This window comes from Methylobacterium sp. 001424705 (assembly GCF_059816145.1).
Genome location: NZ_JCBANU010000009.1, coordinates 83,569 through 105,143 on the forward strand (window position 1 = coordinate 83,569; position 21,575 = coordinate 105,143).

The window sequence follows — 21,575 nt, forward strand, 5'->3', positions numbered from 1 at the left end:
CGGTTCAGGGCGGCGACGCGCTGTCGGGGGCCGGTGGGTCACCGCGCTCGCCCGCGGCGGTCCGTGCGGCCCGGAGGAGATCCTCGGCGAGGCTCGGATCGTCCACCGCCCGTGCCAGCACGACGGCGCCCACGAGGGTCGACAACTTGGCGAGCGCGCGCTGGCGGCGGCGCTCCTTCGCACCCTGGGGCGAGAGCTCGGACAGCAGGCCCACGAGGTGTCGGACCCCATGGGTGAAGCGTCCCCGCAGGGGACTCCCCGCCGGCTCGCGGGCGACGTCGTTAGCCAGGGCGGCGAGGGGGCAGCCCATGCCGGGCGACTGGACGTGGCCGACGGACAGGTAGTTGGCGATGAGCATGTCCAGCGCGCCCCGCCGGTCCTCCCCGAGGGCCGCGTCGAACGCCTCGACCGCCAGCGCATCCTTGCTGGCGAACTGGCCGTAGAAGCCGCCATGCGTCAGGCCGGCCGAGGCCATGATGTCGGCCACCCCCACCCCGTGCAGGCCACGTTCCCGGAACAGGGCGGCGGCGACCGCGACGACCCTTTGGCGGTTGAGCTTGGCCTGCTCCTGCGAAACTCTCGGCATCTCCGGCTCTCCCGCTGCCTTCCCGGTCTTATATAGATGCGGGCCGTCATCGATACAGGTCCGCATCGGCCGGCCCGCCGAGGGGAACAGGGTACGGATCGGCCGACGGCCCGCGCGGTCTCGGGCAAGCCCGGCGCGATACGCTTATACCACCGCTGCCGGGATCTCGCCCCGCGCCTGCGTCAGGTTCCGGCCCCCTGCGGCGCCGTCTCGGTGGCGCCCCGCGCGTTGCGCGGCTGGCGCGCCACCCGGAACCAGAGGGCGTAGAGGGCGGGCAGGAACAGGAGGGTCAGCAGGGTGCCGACCCCGACGCCGCCGATGAGGACGTAGGCCAGCGCCCCCCAGAACACCGAGTGGGTGAGCGGGATGAAGGCCAGCATCGCCGCCGCCGCCGTGAGGATGACGGGACGGGCGCGCCGCACCGTGGATTCCACGATCGCGTCGTAATCCCCCAGGCCCGCCGCCTGGTCGTGGTGGATCTGGTCCACCAAAATCAGGGTGTTGCGCATCAGGATTCCCGACAGGGCGATCAGCCCGAGGATCGCGTTGAAGCCGAAGGGCTGGTGGAAGAGCAGCAGGGTCGGTGCTGCGCCCACCAGGCCCAGCGGGGCGGTGGCGAAGACCATGAACATGGTGGCGAACGAGCGGACCTGGATCATGATGACGGTGAGCGTCACGATCAGCATGATCGGGAACACCGCCACCAGGGACATCATCGCCTTCTCGCTCTCCTCCACGGCACCCGCGGTATCGATGCGGTAGCCCGGCGGGAGATTGGCCTTGATCGGCGCCAGGAGGGGAAAGACCTGGGCGTGGATGTCCGGCGGCTGCTTGCCGTCGAGCACGTCGCCCTGGACGCGGATGTAGGTCTCGCGGTTGTAGCGCTTGAGCACCGCGTCCTCGGTCCGGCTCTCCAGGCGCGCCACCTGCGAGACCGGCACCTGACGACCGTCCTTGGTCGTCAGCGTCAGGTCTCCGATCTCGCCCAGGGAGCGCCGCTCGGGGCCGGGGCTGCGCAGGACGACGTCGACGGAACGCAGGTTCTCGCGCACCTGGGTGGCGGGCGTGCCGTTGAGGTAGCTCTGCAGCTGCTGGCCGGCCTCCTTCGGGGTCAGGCCGATGAGGCGCAGACGTTCCTGGTCGAAGGCGAGGCGCAGGCTCGGGGTCTTGTCGCCCCAGTCGAGATGGACGAGGCGCATGTTGGCATTGGCCGCCATGACCTCCCGAACCTCGGCGGCGATGCCGCGGATAACGTCGAGGTCGGGCCCCACCACCCGGAAGGCGACGGGAAAGCGGATGGGTGGGCCGAACACGATCTGGAGCACCCGCACGCGGGCTTCCGGAAAGCGGCCGTCCTCCACGAGTCGGCGCAGCTTGCCCCTGAGGACGTCGCGCGCCTGCGCGTCGGCCGTCTGCACCACGATCTGTGCGAAGGCCGGATCAGGAAGCTCGGGATCGAAGGAGAGCACGAAGCGCGGCATACCCTGGCCGATGTAGCTCGTCATCGCGCCAGCTTCCGGCAGATCGCGCACCGCGGCCTCGATCCGCTTGACGCTGGCCTCCGTCGTGGCGAAGGCCGAGCCCGCCGGCAGCGTGACCTCGACGATGAGCTCGGGGCGCTCTGAGTTCGGGAAGAACTGCTGTTCGACCTTGCCCATCGCCGCCACGGCGAGGGCGAACAGCCCCACGGTGATGCCGGCGGCGAGCCATTTGTGGTCGACCGACATCCGCACGACGCGGCGCAGGCGCTCGTAGGTCTTCGTGGCATAAATCGCCTCGTGTCCCCCCACGACGCGCTGGATGTTCGGCAGGAGCTTCACGCCGAGATAGGGCGTGAAGGTCACAGCCACGATCCAGGAGAGGATCAGCGAGAAGGCCACCACCCAGAAGATGTTGCCGGCGTACTCACCTGCCGTGGAAGCGGCGAAGCCCACGGGGAGGAAGCCCGCGATGGTCACCAGAGTGCCGGTGAGCATCGGCGCGGCCGTGGCGCTCCAGGCATGGGTCGCCGCCGCGATGCGGTCGGCGCCCTCCTCCATGCGCACCACCATCATCTCGATGGCGATGATGGCGTCGTCGACGAGGAGGCCGAGCGAGATGATGAGGGCGCCCAACGTGATGCGGTCGAAATCGCGGCCCGTGACCATCATCACGACGAACACCGCCGAGAGTGTGAGCGGCACGGCCAGCGCGACCACGATGCCGACCCGGAAGCCGAGTGCCACCAGGGAGACGAGGATCACCACGCCGAGGGCGGTGAAGAACTTGACCATGAACTCGTGGATGGCGTCGTCGATGACCTTGGCCTGATCGGTGATCTTGGTGAAGGCGATGCCCACCGGCGTCTCGTGGTGGATCGCCACCTCCTCGGCGTTGAGCGCCGCGCCGAGCGTCAGCCCGTTGAAGCCGGGCTTCATTACGAGGCCGAGCATCAGGGCCGGGTCGCCGTCGTTGCGGATCGCGAAGGTCCGGGGATCCTCGTAGCCGCGCCTGACCTCGGCGATGTCGCCGAGCTTGAGGCTGCGGTCGCCGGCGGCCACGGGAAGATTTCGGATGGCGTCGAGGCCGTCGATGGCCCCGTCGAGACGCAGGTACACCCGCGGTCCCGCCGCCTCGACAAAGCCGGCCGGGGTGACGTCGTTCTGGTTAGCCAGCGCGGCCAGCAGCTGCTGGCCGGTGATGCCGAGGGTGGCGAGGCGCTGGTAGGAGATCTCCACGAAGATCTTCTGGGTCTGCTCACCCAGGATGTTGATCTTCTCCACGCCCGGCACCCGCAGCAGGCGCTGGCGCAGGTCCTCGGCGCGCAGCACGAGCTGGCGGTGTGGCAGACCCTTGGCCTGTACGGCGTAGAGGGCGAAGTAGATGTCCGAGAACTCGTCGTTGAAGAGCGGCCCCAGCACTCCACGCGGCAGGCTGGAGGCCTGGTCGGAGAGCTTCTTCCGGGCCTGGTAGAACTCCGACTGGAGCTTGGCCGGAGGCATCGCATCCTTGAAGATGACCTTCGTCACCATCAGGCCGGGGCGCACCGTGGTCTCCGCCCGGTCGTAGTAGACGAGCTCCTGCAGGCGCTTCTCGAGGGGGTCGGCGACCTGGCGCTGCATCTCTTCCGCCGTGGCGCCGGGCCAGGCGGCCGAGACCGTCATGACCTTGACGGTGAAGGCCGGGTCCTCCGCCCGCCCGAGCTTCTGGAAGGCGAAGAAGCCCGCCCCCGTCAGCGCGATCAGCAGGAACAGGGTGACGGCCCGCTCGCGGACGGCGAGCGCGGAGAGGTTGAGGCCGCTCATCGCACCACCCCGGTCCTGCTGGCGGGCGCCGGGCGCACCCGCTGGTCGGCCGTGAGGAGATGGGCACCGAGCGCCACGATCCGGTCGCCGGGGTTCAGACCGTCGACGATCTCGGCGCGCTCCTCGCCCAGGCGAGCGACCTGCACGATCTGCGGACGCACGGTCTCGGTGGCGGCGTCGTAGCGCCAGACCGCGATGCCGTGCCCCTGGTCGAACAGGGCCGCGAGGGGCACCTCGACGCGCGGTACGCGGGCCGCCGCGGCATCGATGAGCTGAAGGGTGACGGTGGCGCCCAGTGGGGCGGCCTCGCCCCCGCCCGAGAGGATGTAGCGCGCCCGGTAGGTCCGCGTCGCCGGATCGGCGGTGGCGGAGAGTTCGCGCAGGCGCGCCGGGTACGTCGCCGCGCCCTCGGCGTAGAGGGTGGCGGAGGCCTCTCCCTCGGCAGCGCGCCGGCTGCCCTCGGGCAGGAACACCTCCGCCTCGCGCGCCCCGTCGCGGGCGAGCTTGACCACGGTCTGGCCGGCCGCGACCACCTGGCCGGGCTCGGAGGGCACCTCCATGACGACGCCGTCGGCATCGGCCTGGAGTTCGGCATAGCCCGCCTGGTTCTGGATCTGACTGGACTGGGCCTCGGCAAGGGCGAGCTGGGCGATGGCGGCGTCGGCCGCGCCCTTGTTCTGGTCGTAGGTCTGCCGGGAGGTCCAGCCGTCGGCCACCAGCCTTCGGCTGCGCTCCTCGTCCGCCTTGGCCTTGATCATTTGGGCCCGGGCCGCCTCGGCAGAGGCGCGGGCGGCGTCGAGGGCGAGGGTGAAGTCGGTGCGGTCGAGTCGCATCAGGGGCTGCCCGCGACGCACCCGGTCGCCCGGGTCGACGAGGCGCTCGAAGATCTTGCCGCCGACCCGGAAGCCCAGGTTACTCTCGGTCCGGGCCCGGATCACCCCGGTGTAGCGCGCGACCGCGCCGGGACCGCGGACGACCTCGGCCACCTGAACGAGGGGCGGTTCAGGGCTCACCGCCGTCTCCGCCGGCGAGCAGGCGCCGAGGGCGAGGGACGCCAGACCGGGTGCGAACCACTTCTGCATGATGCATCCTCCGCAGCCGGACCATCCGCCGCTATAAGATTATGATTATCATCTATTTTGGCGGATGGAACAGGTCAACGCTGCCGTGGCGCCCCCGCGTGCGGGGGGACACCCAGGGAAGTCGACACCGCGAGAGGTGGGCACCGGACGAGAACCGTGGGGCGACAGGATCGGCCGACGTGCCGCCCGTACCCCTAGCGCCCGGTTGCCGGCTCCGAACCGGACCGCACGATCAGCGAGGCCAGCAGCACCGCCATGAAGAAGAGGAAGTACTGGTTCACCGACAATTCCTCGAACATCATCGAGGGCACCAGGAACAGGGCCGTGTAGGCGACGAAGGGACCGGCGGCGGCGGGTGCGCGGGCGATCCGCACGAGGGCCGCGAGGAGGAGCAGCGCCGTCGCGATGCCGCTCTGGAGCGCCAGGGAGATGAAGCCGTTATGCGGCGTCACCAGCCCGGTGAGGGCGCGAAGTTCTTCGCGCCGCGTGGTCTCGCCGACACCGAACGGGTATTCCGCCACGAGTTGCAGGGCGGTGAAGCCGGAAATGAAGCGCTCGTCGGCATTGCCCGAGACGTTGCCATCGCCCGCAAAGCGCGTCTCGATGGACTGCGCCAACTTCTGGGGCAGGGGGATCTCGCCGGTCATCGAGAAGCCGACGAGCAGGATCCCGAGCACCCCGAGGACGGGCAGCACCACCTGCAGCCGGATGCTCCGGCGCATCAGCACCAGCAGGATCAGCACCGGCATGAACAGCCCGGAGCGGTTGTTGGTCAGGGGAAAGCTCGCCAGCAGAGCCGCGAAATAGGCAAGGTAGATCAGGTTCAAGCGGTAGCGCAGGCTCAGCAGCAGGGCCGCCGCCCCGCCGAGGGCGAAGACGTGGCCGGTCTCGTTGCCGGAAGCCCAGAGGCCGCCCTGCTTGTCCTCGACGAAGAGCTTGAGTTCCTCGTCCAGGCCATCGGTCGGGACGCCGAGGCCGAAGCGGTCCAGCGGCAAACCGGAGGACGAGAGCAGCAGGACGACCAGCGAGCCGCCGAGGCCCGCGAGAAGGCCCCAGCAGAAGGCGTTCTCCAGGCTCCGGTCGCGGAACATCACAAGCAGGATCATCGCCAGGACGAAGTAGAGCAGCAGGACGAGGGTCAGGTAGACGTCGCCGGCCTGGATCTCGGCCTTCAGCACCAGCGAGAGGGCGATCAGGATTCCGACGGCCCCCATCGGGACAGCCTGGCGCAGCCCCTCGGCGATCACGGCGCGGCGCAGGCCGAACCAGGGGATCAGCAGGAAGGGCAGGAGGTCCGACAGGCGCTGGAAGGGAAGCCCGAAGCTCGAGGTCAGGACGTTGAGCTGCAGGGCGACCCCGAGCAGGAACACGGCCGCACGGTCGGCCATGATCGGCACCGCCCGCGTCCGCCGCATCCCGGCCGCCATCGGCCCCGCTGGTCCCGTCATCGCTCCGGCCCCCGAGAAGACGCCGCGTGCCCGGCCCGGGCATGCCTCCGCCCGCGCGTGCACTCTGGCGCGCAAAGGTTTGCGAAGCGTGCAGGTGCCGGGAGGCCGGTGGCTCAGCCGCCGCGGCGGACGAAGAACCCGAGCGCCGCGCGGACGGTGGGACGCAGGAAGACAAGGGCGAGGGTGCCATAGGCCATCATGCCCAGGGTCACGCAGGCGACGAGGCCGAGTCGGTCGCCGAGGGCCGCGTTGATGGGCTCCTGCACTAGCAAGACCAGGGCCGCCATGGCGCCGGCGCAGGCCGTGGCGGGCAGCAGCACCCCGACGAGGCCCCCGTTGCTCACCGGCACGAAGCGCCCGGCCCGCGCGACGATCAGGGGTGAGAACAGGTAGGCCCGGACCACGTGGCCGATGACGAGGGCCGACAGGCCGAACGGTCCGGTGAGGATCGCCGTCACGGCCCCGATCCCGAACTGGGCGCCGGCGAGCTTCAGGGCGGTGCCGCTGCGGCCCAGCGCCGTGAAGATCATCCACAGCATGGAGGTCACGACGAATTCCGGCGCGAGCAGCGCCAGGATGCGCAGGACCGGCGCCGCGTCGTGCCACTGTTCGCCGAACAGGAACGGGATCACCGTCGGGGCCACCGCCGCCATACCGAAGAAGGCCGGCAGCGCCAGGAAGGCGGAGGTCCGGGTGAAGTCGTGGAAGGCGGCGGCGAGGTCGGCCGGTCGGTCCTGCAGGCGGGCATAGGTGGTCAGCGCGACCGCCGAGAACGGGATCACCGCGACCTGGCTCACGAGGTCGATGCAGCGCCAGGCGAGGCGCAGGTGGCCGACATCGGCGGTGGACAGGAAATAGGCGGCGATCACCTCCTGGCTGCGGATCGAGAAGACCAGCAGCAGGTTCGTGGAGAAGACCCGGGAGCCGAAGGCGATCTGGCGCCGGGCCGCCGCGAGATCTAGGCGCCGGGCCGGGACCCAGGGCATCGCCGCCCAGGTCAGGAGCGTGGTCGCGCCGGTGGCGACGAGGCGCTGGACCACGAGGCTCCAGACCCCGTAATCCGCGAGCGCCAGGGCCAGAGCGGCGGCGCCCCCGAGGAGGTTCGCGCCGAGCGCCCGGAGGGCAAGCTTGCGGAAGCCGAAGCTGCGCTGGAGCCGCGCCTCGTGGATCGCGCCCAGGGCCGAGATCACGAAGCAGGCGGAGAGCGCGCAGAGGGCGGGCCGCAGCTCGGGCAGGTCGAGCAGCCAGGCGATCGGCCAGGACAGGGCGACGAGGGCCGCAGCGTAGACGACGCTGGAGGCCAGGGTGACCCAGAAGGCGGTAGCGGCGAAGGCCTCCTCGAGATCGGCCCGCTGGACCACCGCGTCGGGCAGGCCGCCGCGGGCGACGATCTGCAGGATGTCGATGAACACGGCGGCGACGGCGACGAGCCCGAACTGGGCGGGCTCGATCAGCCGGGCCAGGACCAGGAACACCCCGAAGCTGAGGACGACGTTGCCGACGGAGGCCAGCGCCACCCAGCGGGCCGCCGCGAAGGAGCGGCCGGAGACGTCCGGCTCGTCGGTGACCCCGAGGGCGGCCGGGGCGGTGGCGGCCTGCCCCGGAAGCAGTGCGGTGGCGCTCACGCGCGATCGGCCCGGCGCTCGTCCACAAGCTCGGCGTAGAGATCGAGATACTTCTCCGCCACGCGCTCGGAGGTCGATTCCCGGATGACGTGCTGGAAGCTGCGCTCGTCCGGCAGACCGACGCGGCCGCGGGCGATCACGGCCCGGATTCGGTCGGCGAGCTCGGCGTCGTTGCCCGGCGTGAACAGCCATTCGGCGTTGTCCTCGCCGATCAGCTCGGGGATGCCGCCCGAGGCCGCGCCGATCACCGGCACGCCCATGACGTAGGCCTCGTAGATCGTCCGCGGCGAGGGCTCGGCCCAGAACGAGGGCACGATGAGCACGTCGATCTCGCCGAGGAAGTCGGCGGGCTTGGCCCAGCCCACGAACTCGATCGGCAGCCCCTCGGCCTGCGCCGTGAAGCGGTCGATCGAGTCGTCCATCGCCTGGCCGGCCACGAGGCAGCGCCAGTCGCCGGGGCCCACCGCGCGAAATGCGTCGACGAGGGTGCCGACGCCCTTCTCGACGTTGATGCGGCCGAGATAGCCGAAGGTCATCGGCCGACCGGTGCGGTCGATCCGCCGCCGCGCCTCTGGGTCGCCGTCCGGCACCGTGCAGGAATAGTAGATGACCCGGCGGCGCTCCGGCGCGAGGTGGCGGAACAGGCCGTGCGTCACGTGGGTCTTCAGGATTTCGGTTCCGACGCTGACCACGGCGCCCACCGCCCGGTTGGTGATCTGCTTGGTGGCGTTCACCACCTTGCAGCCGAGGTGCCAGTGCGTACAGGGCTTGCCGTGCCGGAACATCGCGGCATTGCCGCAGATCAGGTCGTACTCGCAGACCGTGTGGACAATCGGAATGCCGCGCTTGGCCGCCTCCCGCCAGACCAGGGTGGAGACGTCGAGAAGCGAGTGGGTGTTGACGATGTCGGGCCGGAAATCGTCGAGGACGCGGCCGAACTCCGCGGCGATGGCGAAGTTCCACTGCTGCTTCAGCTTGGCCCAGGTGCGGCCGACCCGCGTCGCCTTCGGCCAGTCCTCCAGCCAGAAATCGTTGTTGTGGGCCATGCGGTAGACGGTGACGCCGTTGCGCACGGTCTTGGGCTCGGCCTCCCGGGCGATGCAGGCCGCCGCCACCGTGTGGCCGGCTGCCACCAGCTCCTCGGCGAGATGCTCCACCGACCGCTCGGCGCCGCCGACGATGTAGGGCGGGTAGAGCGCGCTGAGATGCAGGATGCGCAGCGGCCCGGTGGCGGCGATCCGTGCGGCACTCTCCGCGCCGCGCACCGCGAGCGCCGGGGCGGCGGACGGGGCCAGCTGGGCGCGGGTGAGGCCCGGGGCCGTCATCGCGGCGGTGGCCATCTCGGACGCGGTCATCATGGAAGCGGTCATGGGCGACACTCGTCGAGACGCGGGGGCTCGGAGAAGGCCACCGGCGGGAGAGGATGGGGGGAGGTCGCGACGCCAGCGCGAACGGCGGCGTAGAGCTCGAGATAGGCGCCGGCGACGACGTCGGGGTCGGTGCCCGAGCGAACGGCTTCGGCGCGGGACAGGCCCTCGGGAAGGCGCTCCGGCGCCGCCACGACTCGCGCCATCGCGGCGGCCAGGGCGGACGCATCGCCGGGAGGGACGAGCCAGGGGCCGGCGCCGACCTGCTCGCCGATTCCGCCCACGGCGGTTCCGATCACCGGCACGGCGCGACCATAGGCTTCCGCCACCGTCCGGCCGAACGCCTCCGGCCAGACCGGCGGGACGACGAGACAGTCGATGGCGTCGAGGAAGGCATCCTTGTCGGCATACCCGACAAACGTTACCGGCAACCCCTCGGCCAGGGCGCGGTATCGCGCGAGCCCATCCGCAGCCCGGCCGGCGACGACGAGGCGCCACCCCTCGGGCGGCAGGTGGCGGCAGGCCGCCAGCAACACGTCGGTGCCCTTCGACGCCTCGATGCGGCCGAGGGAGCCGAAGACGACCGGATCGCCGGGCCTGCGCGGCGGACGAGCGGAGGGGCCACCGGAGGCGATCGGGTTCCAGATCACTCGGCGAAGCGAGTCGGGAATCTCCGCGAAGAACCCGGCCGCCAAGTGCCGGTCCAGGATGTCGGTGCCGACCGCCGCGACGGCGGAGACCGCGCGCTGGCAGCGGCGGTGCGGCTCGGCGTAGAGCCGGCACTTCAAGTGCTGGCCGGCGCAGGCGCGTCCGTGCTTCGCCATCGCACCGTTGGTGCACAGGCTGGTGAAGTCGTGAAGCGTGTGGACAACCGGAATATCGAGGCGCCGGAGCATCGGCCAGACGGCCGGGGTGATCTCCGAGATCGAGTGGGTGTTGACGACATCGGGGGCGAAGGCGCGGACCGCCGCCTCCATCCGGATCACCGTCTTCCGGTTCCACTGCGTGGCGAGCTTGTAGCGGAGGCGGTCGAGGCGTCCATGCTGCGGCCAGTCGAGGCTGTGGAAGGGCGTGCCATGGCCGGTCCGGTAGACGGTGACCCCGTCCTGGAGGGTCGGCGCCTCCACCCGGCGCGAGGCGCAGGCCACCGCCACGGCATGGCCGAGGCCGGCCTGGGTCCGGGCCAGGGTCTCCACCATCAGTTCGGCGCCGCCGACCTGCTCGGGGGCGTAGAGGGAGCTAAGGTGCAGGATGCGCATCCGAGGCCTCCCCGGCGGGCATTGGGCGGGCGGCGTCCCGCAAGGCCTCGAGCAGCACGCTCTCGTAGCGCCGGGCGGTCTCGGCCCAGTCGTAGCGTCGGGCATTGGCGTGGCCCCGCGCGATCAGGTCGGCGCGCAGGCCGGGCTCGTGCAGGAGGCGGCGCAGGGCCGCGGCGAGCGCAGCGGGATCGGCGGGATCGAAGGTAAGCGCACCATTCCCGGCGATCTCGGGCGTCGCCGAGCGGTCCGAGCACAGCACCGGGCAGCCCAGGGTCTGCGCCTCCAGCACCGGCAGGCAGAATCCTTCGGCAAAGGAGGGTACGCACAGGCACAGGGCGTCCCGGTAGAGAGCGGCGAGGCGATCCTCGCCGATGCGCGACAGGCGCGTCAGCCGCACCGGCGCCCCCGCCAAGGCCGCCGCGATGGTCTCTTGCGCGTCCTCGCCGACATGGACGATGGCAAGGTCGGGATGGGTTTGGGAGAGCGCCGCGGCCGCCCGCGCCAGGGCGGCGAAGTTCTTGTTGTGGGTGGCGTTGCCCACCGCCAGAACGTAGGCGCCCCGCGCGGTTTCGGGCGCGATGCCGCCCGTCGCCGACGCATCGAGCATGGCCGCCGAGGGCACGCTCCGGACGCGCTCGCGCAGGGAGGGGTAGAACTGCCCGAGGCTGTCCCGGGTGGTGTCCGAGACCGCGATCACCCGGGCGCTGTTGCCGAGGACCAGCCGGAAGATCAGGTCCGTCGTGAGCGCCTCGCGCCACCCGGTGCAGTCCGGGATGGTTCGGAAGTAGAGGTCGTGCACGACGGTGACGCGGGCCCGGCCGCCGAAGGCCGCACCGTAGGGATCGGCGTTCAAGACTACGTCGATCCCTTCCGCCCGGCACAGGGCCGGGACGGTGACGGCCTGGCGCAGGACGTCGAGGATCATCAGGCGCGGGCGCGGCACGGTCACGACCGCGACCCGGTCGCGGATCGCCTCGGGCAGCTGCGCGCGGGTCCAGGGCGAGCGCAGGACGACGGTGACGGTGCCCCGGTCGAGCAGCCCGGCGATCACCCGGAAGGCGACCAACGCCACGCCGGACGGGCGGCCGCCATGCTGGCTCGGCATGTTGACGAGGACGCGGGTCATCGTGGCTCGGCGGCTCCGGATGGGGGGATTGTCCGTCAGCGTCACGGGCGAGCGGCGGCCTGGCGGATCAGGTCGGCGAGGTCGTCCTGCATCCGGGTGGCGCCGTAGCGGGCGAGGGCCCGCTCGCGAGCCAGGCGAGTGCGCTCCGCGAAAGCCTCCGGGCGATCCAGGATCTCGGCGAGGGCGGCGGCGATGCGGTCGGGGCGACGGGGCGGTACGAGGGTGCCGAGGGCGCCGCCGTCGAGGATCTCGCTGGAAGCGCCGGCATCGGTGGCGACCACTGGCACGCCGGCCAGCATCGCCTCGACGAGGGTCCGGCCGAACGGCTCGGGGTCCACGGAGGGATGAACCACCGCATCGACGGCCTGCATCAGGCGAGGCACGTCGCTGCGCTGGCCCAGGAACAGGACCCGGTCGGCGACGCCGCGGGCCGCCGCGAGGTCGCGCAGGCCCGCCGCGTAGCCATCCTCGCCGAACAGGGCAGAGCCCACCACCAGACAGCGCAGGCCCGGCATCTCAGCCAGCGCCTCGATCACGACGTCCTGCCCTTTCCAGGGTGCGAGACGGCTGAACACGCCGACGAGGGGCCCGGCGGGCAGGCCGAGCTCCGTGCGCAGTTCCGCCACGGGGCGCGGGTCGAGGATCAGGTCGAGGCCATTCGGCACCACCGTCACCCGGTCCCGGCGTCCGCCCGCCTGCACGAACGCCTCGGCCGCGGCCCGCGAGGGGACGATGACGCACGCCGCGCAGGCATTGGCGAGCCGGGCCTGCACGATCCGCTGCGCCGGGCCGAAATGGGCGCCGTCGAGGATGTCGTGCAGGTGCCAGACCAGAGGGCGGCCGACGAGACGGGCCGGCAGGGCCGCGAGCAGGAAGGCCTTCTGCGAATTGGCATAGACCACGTCGAAGCCGCGCGCGGCCCGGGCGAGGTCCCGCGCCAAACGGGCGAGGCGGCCGAGCACCGGAAGGGCGCGCCAGGGGGAGACGTCCCGGCGCAGGCCGGAGAGGTCGGCGCCCGGCGCTGCGAGCCGGATCGTCAGGCCGGCCTCCCGCAGGGCGTCGGCGAGGGGGCCGCCCTCGAACAGGAAGGCCTGGGAGCCGGGCCAGGCCCGCACGACGTCCCGCAGGACGAGCTCGGCGCCGGACATGGTGCCCGTGTGGCTGACGAACAGCACCCGGGGCTGGGCCGCCCGCGCCCCCACCGGACGCGCGGTGCGCGCCCGCTCGGAACCGTTCGCGGTCGAGAGCGTCCCGGCCATCAGGCGGCTCCCGTACGATGCGGCAAGGACAGGGGCATGGCCTCGTAGGCCGGCTGGCCGCCGGGCTTGACCATCGTCATGGCGATGCCGAGGACGGCGCCGCCGGCCTGACGCAGGCTCGTCACGGTCTCGATCGTATCGGACAGCTGCGAGCGGCCCGCACGGGTGCAGCAGAGCACGCCGTCCACGTGGCGGGCGAGCATGCAGGCATCCATCAGCAGGCTGGTCGGCGGACTGTCGAGGAGCACGAGGTCGTAGCGCCGGCTCCAACGCAGGAGGTTCGCCATGCGGTGGTTCATCAGAAGCTCGGTCGAGTCCGGCGTCGGAACGCCGGCCGGGATGACGTCGAATCCGTCCTTGGCGATGACGGCCGCCGCCGCGTCGATCTCGCCGCGCAGGATGCCGGCGAGGCCGGGGCTGCGGCCCAGACCGAGGGAGGCCTCGAAGTTGGGCCGGCGCAGGTCGCACTCGATCACCAGGACACGGCGACCGCTCGCGGCACTGAGGCCGGCAATGGCGAAGGTCGTGAAGGACTTGCCCTCGCGCGGCTTGCCCGAAGTCACCAGCACCGTGCGCGAGCCGTCGCCGCCCGCCAGGAACAGGTGGGCGTGGAGGGTCCGCAGCACGTTCCGCATGCCGGGATCCGCCTGCGCCCGCTGCAGGGCCTCGACCAGCGGCAGTTCGCGGCGCCGGTCGGAAAGGCGGCCCATCAGGCCGCCGGCATCCAGGCAGGGCAGCTGGGCGAAGACCGGGGCGCCGGTGCCGGCCACCAGCTGGGCGGGCGTGCGGACCCGGCGGTCGGCGAGATCGCGCAGGAGGGCGGCGCCGGCGGCGAGCACGGTCGCCAGTACGACGGCCCCGGCCAGGAACGGGACGGGCTTGGGCGAGAACGCCTCCTGTGGCACTTCGGCGAGGCTGACCAAGCGAGTGCTGCCGGTGAGGATGCGGCGCTCGGTCTCCAGCTCGCTCGCCCGCTTCACGAGGTCGGCATAGCGGGCGCGCTTGATCTCTGCGTTGCGGACCATGCCCTCGATCGAGGCCTCGTCGTCCATGGCAGCGGCCGCCTCGGACTTGGCGGCGTCCATCTGGGCGCGGAGGGAGCGGGCCAGGCTGTTCGAGGCCTCGTAGGTCTTGCGCAGGCCGTCGGCGACGTTGGCGAGTTCCCGGTCGATCCGGGCGCGCAGGCTGGCCTGCTCGGTCTGCAGGGCGCGAACGGTCGGGTGGTTCGGGCCGAGCAGAGTGCTCTGGTTGGCGAGCTGCGCACTGACGCCGCTGATCTGCTGCTTGAGGTCGCCTACGGCGCGGCTGGCGAGGACCGCCGGGGCGCTGTCGGAGCCGCGCCGACGGTCGGCCTCGATCTCCTTGAGGCGTGCGGCGGCATCCGCCTTGGCGGCCTCGGCGGCCGCGAGCTGCTGGCTGATCCCGGTGAGGCGCTCGGCGCTGATCGGACCGGTCGCACCCTTCACGAGGCCTTTACGGCGGCGGAAGGCCTGGATGCGCGCCTCGTCGTCGCGGATCGAGGCGTCGAGCTGCTTGATCTCGGTGAACAGCCAGTCGGTGGCCGCCTTGCGGCTCGAGGCCTGCGCGTTGCGCTGGTCTTCCAGAAAGGCGTTGATGAGCGCGTTGGTCATCGTCTGCGCCACCTCGGGCAGCGGCGACTTGTAGCCGATGGCGATGACGCGGGAGCGGCCGGCGCTGCCGACCATGTAGCGCTTCTGCAGATACTCCACGAGCGCGTCGCGGTCCGCGCCGAGCTTGGCGCAGACGGCATCCTTCTTCTCCGTGATCCGGTCGGGATGCCCACGGGTGACGGTCTCACGGCATTCGGACATCACCGCCTCGGCGAGGCCGCTCTCGGCGGCGAGACGCATGAGGCGGGGCGAGCGGATCACCAGGATCTGGCTCTCCAGATCGGCTGGATCGCCGAGCTTCTGAATCCAGGCCATCGAGGCGTTGCTGGCGCCCGGCTCCGGCTCAGCCACGATGACGGACCCGGTCGCCACGTACTGGGCGGGCGTGCGCAACAGGATGGCCACCGCGAGCCCGAGGACGGCGACGAAGACGGTCGCGAACAGGACGCGGCGGCGCCAGATCTTGAGGAGGGGCGCCATGAGCGCGCCGCCGCGCTGGCGGTCCTGCTCGGGTACGCGCCCGGCGGCCGGCGCGCGGTCGGGCATGTCGAGGGTGAGGAGGGACATGCGCGCCGCTCCTCAGGACACGGCTTCGAAGCGGGGAACTGCCTCGAGCCGGGAGAGGGTGCGCAGGCGTGGCTCGCAGGCGGCGCGATGCATCGTGAGCTGTTCGTCGACGAAGCGCGAGAAGCGGATGCGGAACAGATCGGAGGAGAACGGCTCCGCCTGGTTCCGGCAGGCCTCGCGGGTGAAGCTGTCCTCCTGGCGGATGAAGTCGCAGACGCAGGACGCGATGGCATCGGGCTCGGGCGTGTCGAAGAACAGGCCCGTGCGGTTCGGCCCACGGACCTGCACGGTCTCGCGAGCGCCGCCGCGCCCGAGGGCGAGGACGGGCGTGCCCTCCGATTGGGCCTCCACAACGATGATCCCGAAATCCTCCTCCGCCGCGAAGACGAAGGCGCGGGCCGTGGCCATGAGACGGCGCAACTCCTCGTCGGATACGAACCCCGCGAAGGTGACGTTCGGGGTCGCGATCGCCCTCAGCCGCTCGGCCTCCGGACCGGTGCCGGCGACCACGAGGTTCAGGCCGGGCAGCTGCGCGAAGGCACGCACCACGGCTTCGACGTTCTTGTAGGGCACGAGGCGGCTCGCCACCAGGAAGTGGTTCCCGCGCGGTCCGTCGTAGCGCTGGCTGGACAAGGTGACGGGCGGAGGGATCACCTCGGCGCCGCGACCGTAGACCTTATGGATCCGCCGCGCCACGAAACCGGAATTGGCGATGATTGCGTTCGGCCCGGGGGCGGTGCGGTAGTCCCACAGGCGCATCCGGTGGAGGATGAGCCGAGCGAGCAGGCCCTTGAGGCCGCTCGCGCAGCCGCTCTCCCGCAGGTAGGTGTGCTGCAGATCCCAGGCGTAGCGCATGGGGGAGTGGACGTAGGACACGTGAAGCTGGTCCGGTCCGGTGAGTACGCCCTTGGCCACGGCGTAACTGCTCGAGATGACGAGGTCGTAGCTCGACAGGTCGAACTGCTCGATGGCGAGCGGCATCAGCGGCAGGTAGTGCCGGTGCCGCGTGCGCGCGAGGGGAAGGCGCTGGATGAAGCTCGTGCGCGCCTGCGTGTAGCCGAGATAGGCCCGCGCGGACTCGGGCAGGAAGTCGAACAGGGTATAGATATGGGCCTGCGGATAGATCTTCAGCAGCTGGCGCAGCACCTGCTCGGCGCCTCCGACCACGTATAACCAGTCGTGAACGATCGCGATACGCATCCGAACCATCCTCGCCGGCCTGCCGGACACCGAGAGAACCTCCGCAGACGGACGGCATGACACCGACCCCTGAGAGCATTCTCTCTTCGAACTAAACTACTATGATAAACCCACGTGCTGAAGTCATCTTACGCACGATCAGTACTTAGAGATAACAGTCTGCGGACGCTTTTATAGAAAACCAGCCTGCCCGTATTAGGTTTTTAGGAAGGATCAAGACAGACGGTGGTTTCGCATCGCGGCGTCCGTTCGTTCAGGAAGGAACCGCGCCAGGCAGCGGTCCAGGGCCCGGGCTCCGGTCGCACAACCGCCGCAGGGCGGCCCCGATGGGCCTTTCCACGCAGCGGAACAGCCATTCCCCGAGGAGCACGGAAGCGCTGAAGGCCAGGACGAAGACCAGGACGACGCGCAGGGGACCGGGAACCACCAGAACGGCCGCCACCTTGGCGCCGGCATGCAACATCAGATTGTGGATCAGGTAGAACGCGTAGCTGGCGTTCCCCTGGGAGAACAGCCACCTCGAGCGCAGGACGATGCCGCCCCGCTCCAGCAGAAGCAGCGCGCCGACGGCGAGCGCCGCGGCGCTCCCCCAGACGAGAGGGCGCAGGAACCCCGTCATCTCCAAATCGGCGCCGAGGGCGCCCGCCACCGCCTGCCCACCGAGGATGAGGGCGCCCGCGACCGCGAGCGCGCCGACGGCCGCCCGCCGGACCGGGAAGCCGGGCGAGGGCGCCCCGCAGCGAAGATAGGCGTAGCCCAGAGCCGCACCGGCCACGAATTCGAACACGATCGGCTTCGTGTAATAGGCCCAGTAGAGGCCCGGTACCGGCGCCAGGCCGAGCAGGACCAGCGCACCGAAGGCGGCGGCCAGGCCGATCATCCGCGCGCGCAAGTCCGACACCAGCAGCAAGGCGGCGAAGCCGGCATAGAAGAACATCTCGTAGTTGAGCGTCCAGCCCACCGAATTGAGGGGCTCGACGTAGCCGCCTCGCGAGAACGGCAGGAACAGCAGTGACTGCACCACGTAATCCGGCCGCAGCTCGACGATGCCGATGGGTTTCAATCCGGCAAGCGCGATCAGCGCCAGCCCGAGGGTGACGAGCCAGTAGAGGGGTACCACGCGAATCGCCCGACGGAGCAGGAACGAACCGGGGGTCTCGCTTCGCCCGGCCGTGCTCACGAACATGATGAAGCCGGACAGGACGAAGAACACGTCCACGCCCGCCGCTCCGAACGCCATCGCGTCGGGCCTCGGCAGGATGGGTCCCGCGTACAGTCCGAAATGCGTCAGGAAGACCGAATAGGCCGCCAGGGCGCGCAGGATCTGCAGGTTGTAGATCATCTCTCGCCGAAGGATCGTGTGCGTCCGCTGAACGGGAGCGGACCCGGTCAACGCCTGATCGTCGAACCTGAGCGCGCGCCGGCCCGCAAAGTCACGTCATTCCAGGCATTATCCTGAATCGTTCCGCCTTTTGTCAATTATTGCGAGACTTTGTTTACCACGCTATCAGGTGTTGTCCCTAGCGCTGCGAATGCCGGTGAATTTTCGAGCCGGAGGACCTTGGGGAAAGCGCCTGTAAAGTCGCCTTCCTCTAGGATTAGCACGAAGATCGATCAGAAGACCGGCGCGTTGGGTGAGCATCGGAGCGTCGGCCGTCGACAAACCCGATCGCACACAACAGAGCCCGGTATTTACCATCGTGGCCCTTGTTGTTTGACAATTCAAATTGCCAGCCAATACATGTGCTATTGTTTAGAAAGGAGCCGTACCTTGGTCACCTCCCAGGACATCCGCGAGATTCTCGCGACCAATGAGGTGCTCGCGCCGGTCGCCGAACAGATCGGCGACGACGACAGCCTGTTCGATCGAGGCCTCGACTCGTTCGGCTCGGTCCAGCTGATGCTGGCCCTCGAGGAGCGGTTCGGCATCGAGTTCCCGGACGAGTTCCTGACCCGCAAGTCCTTCGCGTCGATCGCTGCGATCCGCGAGACCGTGGCCACCGTCCTCCATCCGCAGGCCGCATGAGTACCCTGGCCCAGCGCGCGCAGCGGGCAGCGACGATCGCGGCGCTCCATGCCGACGCCGTCGACCGAGACGGCCGCTTCCCCCTGGAAGCGGTCACGGCCCTTAAGGCGGAGCGCCTGTTGGGCCTGCAGATCCCGAGCCAGTTCGCCGGCGAAGGGGCCGGGCTGAGAGAGATCGCGGACCTGTGCTGCACGCTTGGGCAAGCGTGCAGCAGTGCCGCGATGGTGTTCGCGATGCACCACATCAAGGTCGCGAGCCTCGTGGCCCACGGCCTGGACAGCGCGTGGCATTGTCACCTGATGGAGCGGATCGCCCAGGAGCAGCTCCTCGTCGCCTCCTCGACCACGGAGGCCGGGATCGGCGGCGACCTGCGCACCAGCTTCTGCGCCGTCGAGACCACCGGCGGCGTCTTCGCCCTCGGCAAAGACGCCTCCGTGATCTCCTACGGGACGCAGGCCGACCTGATCCTCGCCACTGCCCGGCGCCACCCGGAGGCCGCGGGCTCCGATCAAGTGCTGGTGGCCCTGTTCGCCGACCAGATCTCACTGGAGCGCAAGAGCGTGTGGGACACCCTCGGCATGCGCGGCACCTGCAGCGACGGCTTCCGCCTGGAGGCCCGGAACATTCCCGTCGAGCAGATCCTGCCCAAGCCCTTCGCGGAGATCGCGGCCCAGTCGATGCTGGCCTCCTCGCACCTCCTGTGGAGCAGCGTCTGGTTCGGCATCGCCAATTCCGCTGTCGACCGCGCCCGCACCTTCGTGCAGGCCGAGGCCCGGCGCCAGCCGGGGCAGGTGCCGCCGACGGCCCTGCGCCTCGCGGAAGTTTCGAACGCCCTCCAGGCGATGCGGGCCGCCATCGTGTCGGCGCTGCGCCGCTACGAGGACGCGCAGGGAGACGTCGACACCATCGGGTCGATCGGCTTCTCCGTCATGCTGAACAACTTGAAGACGACCGCCTCCGAGATGGCCGTCGACATCGTGCAGCGCGCCCTCTCGATCGTCGGCCTCGCCGGCTACAAGAACGGCACGCCCTTCAGCCTCGGCCGGCCACTGCGCGACGTCCTGTCGGCGCCGCTGATGATCGGAAACGACCGCATCCTCGCCAACACCGCCAAGCTTCTGCTCGTGCAGAAGGGCGGCGGCCAGCTCATGAGCGCGTGATGGACTCGACCTTCTCTCCCCGGGCAGATTCCCGCGCCGCCGAAATCTTCGACGAGGCCCCGGACGGCGTCCCGAGCTTCCTCGACCGCCTGTTCGACCAGGGCCTCCTGGTACGCACCGGCGTCGACGGCCTCTACGGCCGCAGCGGCGCCTTCGAAAGCGTCGTCGATGCCCTCGAGCGCCTGATCAGCCGCCTCGGCGCGGCGGACGGGGCGGAGGTGATGCGCTTTCCCCCCGGCATGAGTCGGCCAGCCTTCGAGCGCAGCGGCTACCTCAAGGGTTTCCCGAACCTCGCCGGCACCATTCACAGCTTCTGCGGCAACGAGGCGGAGCATGCCGAGCTTCTCGCCTGCGTCGAAGCCCGGAGCGACTGGACCGGTCACCAGCAGGCGACGGACATCGTGCTCACCCCCGCAGCCTGCTACCCCCTCTACCCGGCCGCCGCAGCGCGCGGCCGCCTGCCCGAAGAGGGCGGCCTGTTCGACCTGCAATCGTACTGTTTCCGGCGCGAACCCAGCCTGGAGCCGACCCGGATGCAGCTCTTCCGGATGCGCGAATACGTGCGCATGGGCAGCCCCGAGCAGGTGCTGGCCTTCCGTGAATCCTGGCTCGCCCGCGGCACCGAGATGATCCGCAGCCTCCTGCTGCCGCTGGCGATCGACGTCGCCAACGACCCGTTCTTCGGCCGGGCCGGGCGGATGCTCGCCAACAACCAGCGCCAGCAGAACCTGAAGTTCGAGCTGAACGTGCCGGTGAACAGCGTCGAGAAGCCGACCGCCTGCCTCAGCTTCAACTACCATCAGGACCATTTCGGAACGACCTGGAACCTGTGCCAAGCCGACGGCAGCGTCGCGCACACTGCCTGCGTCGGCTTCGGCCTGGAACGGATCACCCTGGCGCTCCTGCGCCATCACGGCCTGGACCTCGCCGCCTGGCCGGATGCCGTGCACATCACTCTGTGGGGCTGATCCGGTGACCGCCGCACGCCTCCGGCCGGCGCAGGGGCTCGCCCCCGAGACGCCCTACGCGCCGCACCTGCTCCATGCGGCCGACCGCAACTGGCCGGAAACGAACTGCTACGTCGATCTCTGGATCGAACTCCTGCACGGGCGCGGCCTCGTGCCGGAGGCGATGCTGGGCTTCACCCTGCGGCAGGATTTCGAGGGCGACCAGTTCACGTTCTTCAAGCCGCCGGCGGCCGATCTCGAGCGGCTCTACGGGATCGAGGTGCTGGAGCTCGCGGTCTACGACACCCTCGAAGCGCAGGCCCTGATCCAGGTCCAACAGGGCCGCCCGGTGCTGGTGGAAGTGGACGCGATCCACCTGCCCGATACTTCCGGCACCACCTACGGCCGGGAGCACGGCAAGACCACGATCGGTATCCTGGCCCTCGACCCCGAAACCCGGGAGCTCGACTACCTTCACAATGCCGGTCGCTTCCGGCTCTCCGGCGACAATTACCACGGCATCTTCGGACCTGCCGTGCTGCCGCCCTACGCGGAGTTCGTGAAGGCGGTCGCGTCCCCCATGAGCCCGGCCGACCTGCCGGGCGCCGCCCTCGACCTGCTACGGCGCCACCGTACGCGGGCGCCGGCGCACAATCCGGTCCTGGCGTTCCGCGACGCCCTCGCGCGGACGGCGCCTGCCCTGGTCCAGCGCCCCCTCGGGGTCTTTCACGCCTACGCCTTCAACACCACGCGCCAGCTCGGAGCGAATTTCGAGATGCTCGCGAGCCATCTCGCCTGGCTCGAAGCGGCAGCTGCGGGGCCTTTCGCTCCAGCCTCGGACGCGGCCGCGCGCCTCGCCGTCGAGGCCAAGGCCTTCCAGTTCCAGCTTGCACGGGCCTTCCACCGCCGCAGTGCCGACGGTCTCGCGCCGCGTCTCGACCGGCTCGCGGCCACCTACGCGGACGTGTTCGCAGCCCTCGACCGCGCGCTCGATCGATAGGGGCGGAG

General features: G+C 70.4%; 16 protein-coding genes. 4 read left to right on the plus strand and 12 right to left on the minus strand.

Features of this window, described 5'->3' with window-relative positions; translation table 11 throughout:
- Window positions 1-4: 4 nt before the first annotated feature.
- From AC6EUL_RS09295 to AC6EUL_RS09350, 12 genes are all read right to left on the minus strand, one after another.
- Window positions 5-586, minus strand: a complete 582-nt coding sequence (locus tag AC6EUL_RS09295; protein WP_056273867.1) for a TetR/AcrR family transcriptional regulator — start codon at window positions 584-586, stop codon at window positions 5-7.
- A gap of 182 nt (window positions 587-768) precedes the next feature.
- The gene (locus tag AC6EUL_RS09300) at window positions 769-3,870 is read right to left on the minus strand and encodes an efflux RND transporter permease subunit (RefSeq protein WP_499869906.1); all 3,102 of its coding nucleotides are present in this window, start codon (window positions 3,868-3,870) and stop codon (window positions 769-771) included.
- On the minus strand, window positions 3,867-4,952 hold the full coding sequence (locus AC6EUL_RS09305) for an efflux RND transporter periplasmic adaptor subunit (RefSeq protein ID WP_499869907.1): 1,086 nt from the start codon (window positions 4,950-4,952) through the stop codon (window positions 3,867-3,869). The genes AC6EUL_RS09300 and AC6EUL_RS09305 overlap by 4 nt, the downstream gene beginning before the upstream one ends.
- 194 nt (window positions 4,953-5,146) lie before the next feature.
- The gene (locus AC6EUL_RS09310) at window positions 5,147-6,400 is read right to left on the minus strand and encodes an O-antigen ligase family protein (protein ID WP_499869908.1); all 1,254 of its coding nucleotides are present in this window, start codon (window positions 6,398-6,400) and stop codon (window positions 5,147-5,149) included.
- A 113-nt stretch (window positions 6,401-6,513) separates the two neighbouring features.
- Window positions 6,514-8,025 carry a lipopolysaccharide biosynthesis protein gene (locus AC6EUL_RS09315; protein ID WP_056221587.1) on the minus strand — a complete coding sequence of 504 codons (1,512 nt, stop codon included), beginning with the start codon at window positions 8,023-8,025 and terminating at the stop codon, window positions 6,514-6,516.
- The gene (locus AC6EUL_RS09320) at window positions 8,022-9,395 is read right to left on the minus strand and encodes a glycosyltransferase family 4 protein (protein WP_499869909.1); all 1,374 of its coding nucleotides are present in this window, start codon (window positions 9,393-9,395) and stop codon (window positions 8,022-8,024) included. The genes AC6EUL_RS09315 and AC6EUL_RS09320 overlap by 4 nt, the downstream gene beginning before the upstream one ends.
- Window positions 9,392-10,651 carry a glycosyltransferase family 4 protein gene (locus AC6EUL_RS09325; protein ID WP_499869910.1) on the minus strand — a complete coding sequence of 420 codons (1,260 nt, stop codon included), beginning with the start codon at window positions 10,649-10,651 and terminating at the stop codon, window positions 9,392-9,394. Before AC6EUL_RS09325 ends, AC6EUL_RS09320 begins: the two co-directional genes overlap by 4 nt.
- Window positions 10,632-11,777 (minus strand): glycosyltransferase family 4 protein, encoded by a 1,146-nt coding sequence (locus tag AC6EUL_RS09330; protein WP_499869911.1) that lies wholly within the window; start codon window positions 11,775-11,777, stop codon window positions 10,632-10,634. The genes AC6EUL_RS09325 and AC6EUL_RS09330 overlap by 20 nt, the downstream gene beginning before the upstream one ends.
- 41 nt (window positions 11,778-11,818) lie before the next feature.
- Entirely contained in the window at window positions 11,819-13,036 is a 1,218-nt protein-coding gene (locus AC6EUL_RS09335) for a glycosyltransferase family 4 protein (RefSeq protein WP_499869912.1), read from the minus strand.
- A complete protein-coding gene (locus AC6EUL_RS09340) occupies window positions 13,036-15,234 on the minus strand; it encodes a GumC family protein (RefSeq protein WP_499869913.1) in 2,199 nt (732 codons plus the stop codon). The genes AC6EUL_RS09335 and AC6EUL_RS09340 overlap by 1 nt, the downstream gene beginning before the upstream one ends.
- Window positions 15,235-15,246: 12 nt before the next feature.
- The gene (locus tag AC6EUL_RS09345; RefSeq protein ID WP_499869914.1) at window positions 15,247-16,434 is read right to left on the minus strand and encodes a glycosyltransferase; all 1,188 of its coding nucleotides are present in this window, start codon (window positions 16,432-16,434) and stop codon (window positions 15,247-15,249) included.
- A gap of 253 nt (window positions 16,435-16,687) precedes the next feature.
- Complete coding sequence (locus AC6EUL_RS09350; RefSeq protein ID WP_499869915.1) at window positions 16,688-17,776, minus strand: acyltransferase family protein; 1,089 nt, start codon at window positions 17,774-17,776, stop codon at window positions 16,688-16,690.
- A gap of 429 nt (window positions 17,777-18,205) precedes the next feature.
- Here AC6EUL_RS09350 and AC6EUL_RS09355 point away from each other — a divergent pair, with 429 nt between their 5' ends.
- From AC6EUL_RS09355 to AC6EUL_RS09370, 4 genes are read left to right on the plus strand one after another with little or no spacing between them, the layout of a single operon-like run.
- Entirely contained in the window at window positions 18,206-18,460 is a 255-nt protein-coding gene (locus AC6EUL_RS09355; RefSeq protein WP_244472596.1) for an acyl carrier protein, read from the plus strand.
- A complete protein-coding gene (locus tag AC6EUL_RS09360; RefSeq protein ID WP_499869916.1) occupies window positions 18,457-19,620 on the plus strand; it encodes an acyl-CoA dehydrogenase family protein in 1,164 nt (387 codons plus the stop codon). Before AC6EUL_RS09355 ends, AC6EUL_RS09360 begins: the two co-directional genes overlap by 4 nt.
- Window positions 19,620-20,588, plus strand: a complete 969-nt coding sequence (locus AC6EUL_RS09365; RefSeq protein WP_499869917.1) for an amino acid--[acyl-carrier-protein] ligase — start codon at window positions 19,620-19,622, stop codon at window positions 20,586-20,588. The genes AC6EUL_RS09360 and AC6EUL_RS09365 overlap by 1 nt, the downstream gene beginning before the upstream one ends.
- 4 nt (window positions 20,589-20,592) lie before the next feature.
- Window positions 20,593-21,567 carry a DUF1839 family protein gene (locus AC6EUL_RS09370; RefSeq protein ID WP_056221613.1) on the plus strand — a complete coding sequence of 325 codons (975 nt, stop codon included), beginning with the start codon at window positions 20,593-20,595 and terminating at the stop codon, window positions 21,565-21,567.
- Window positions 21,568-21,575 lie beyond the last annotated feature (8 nt).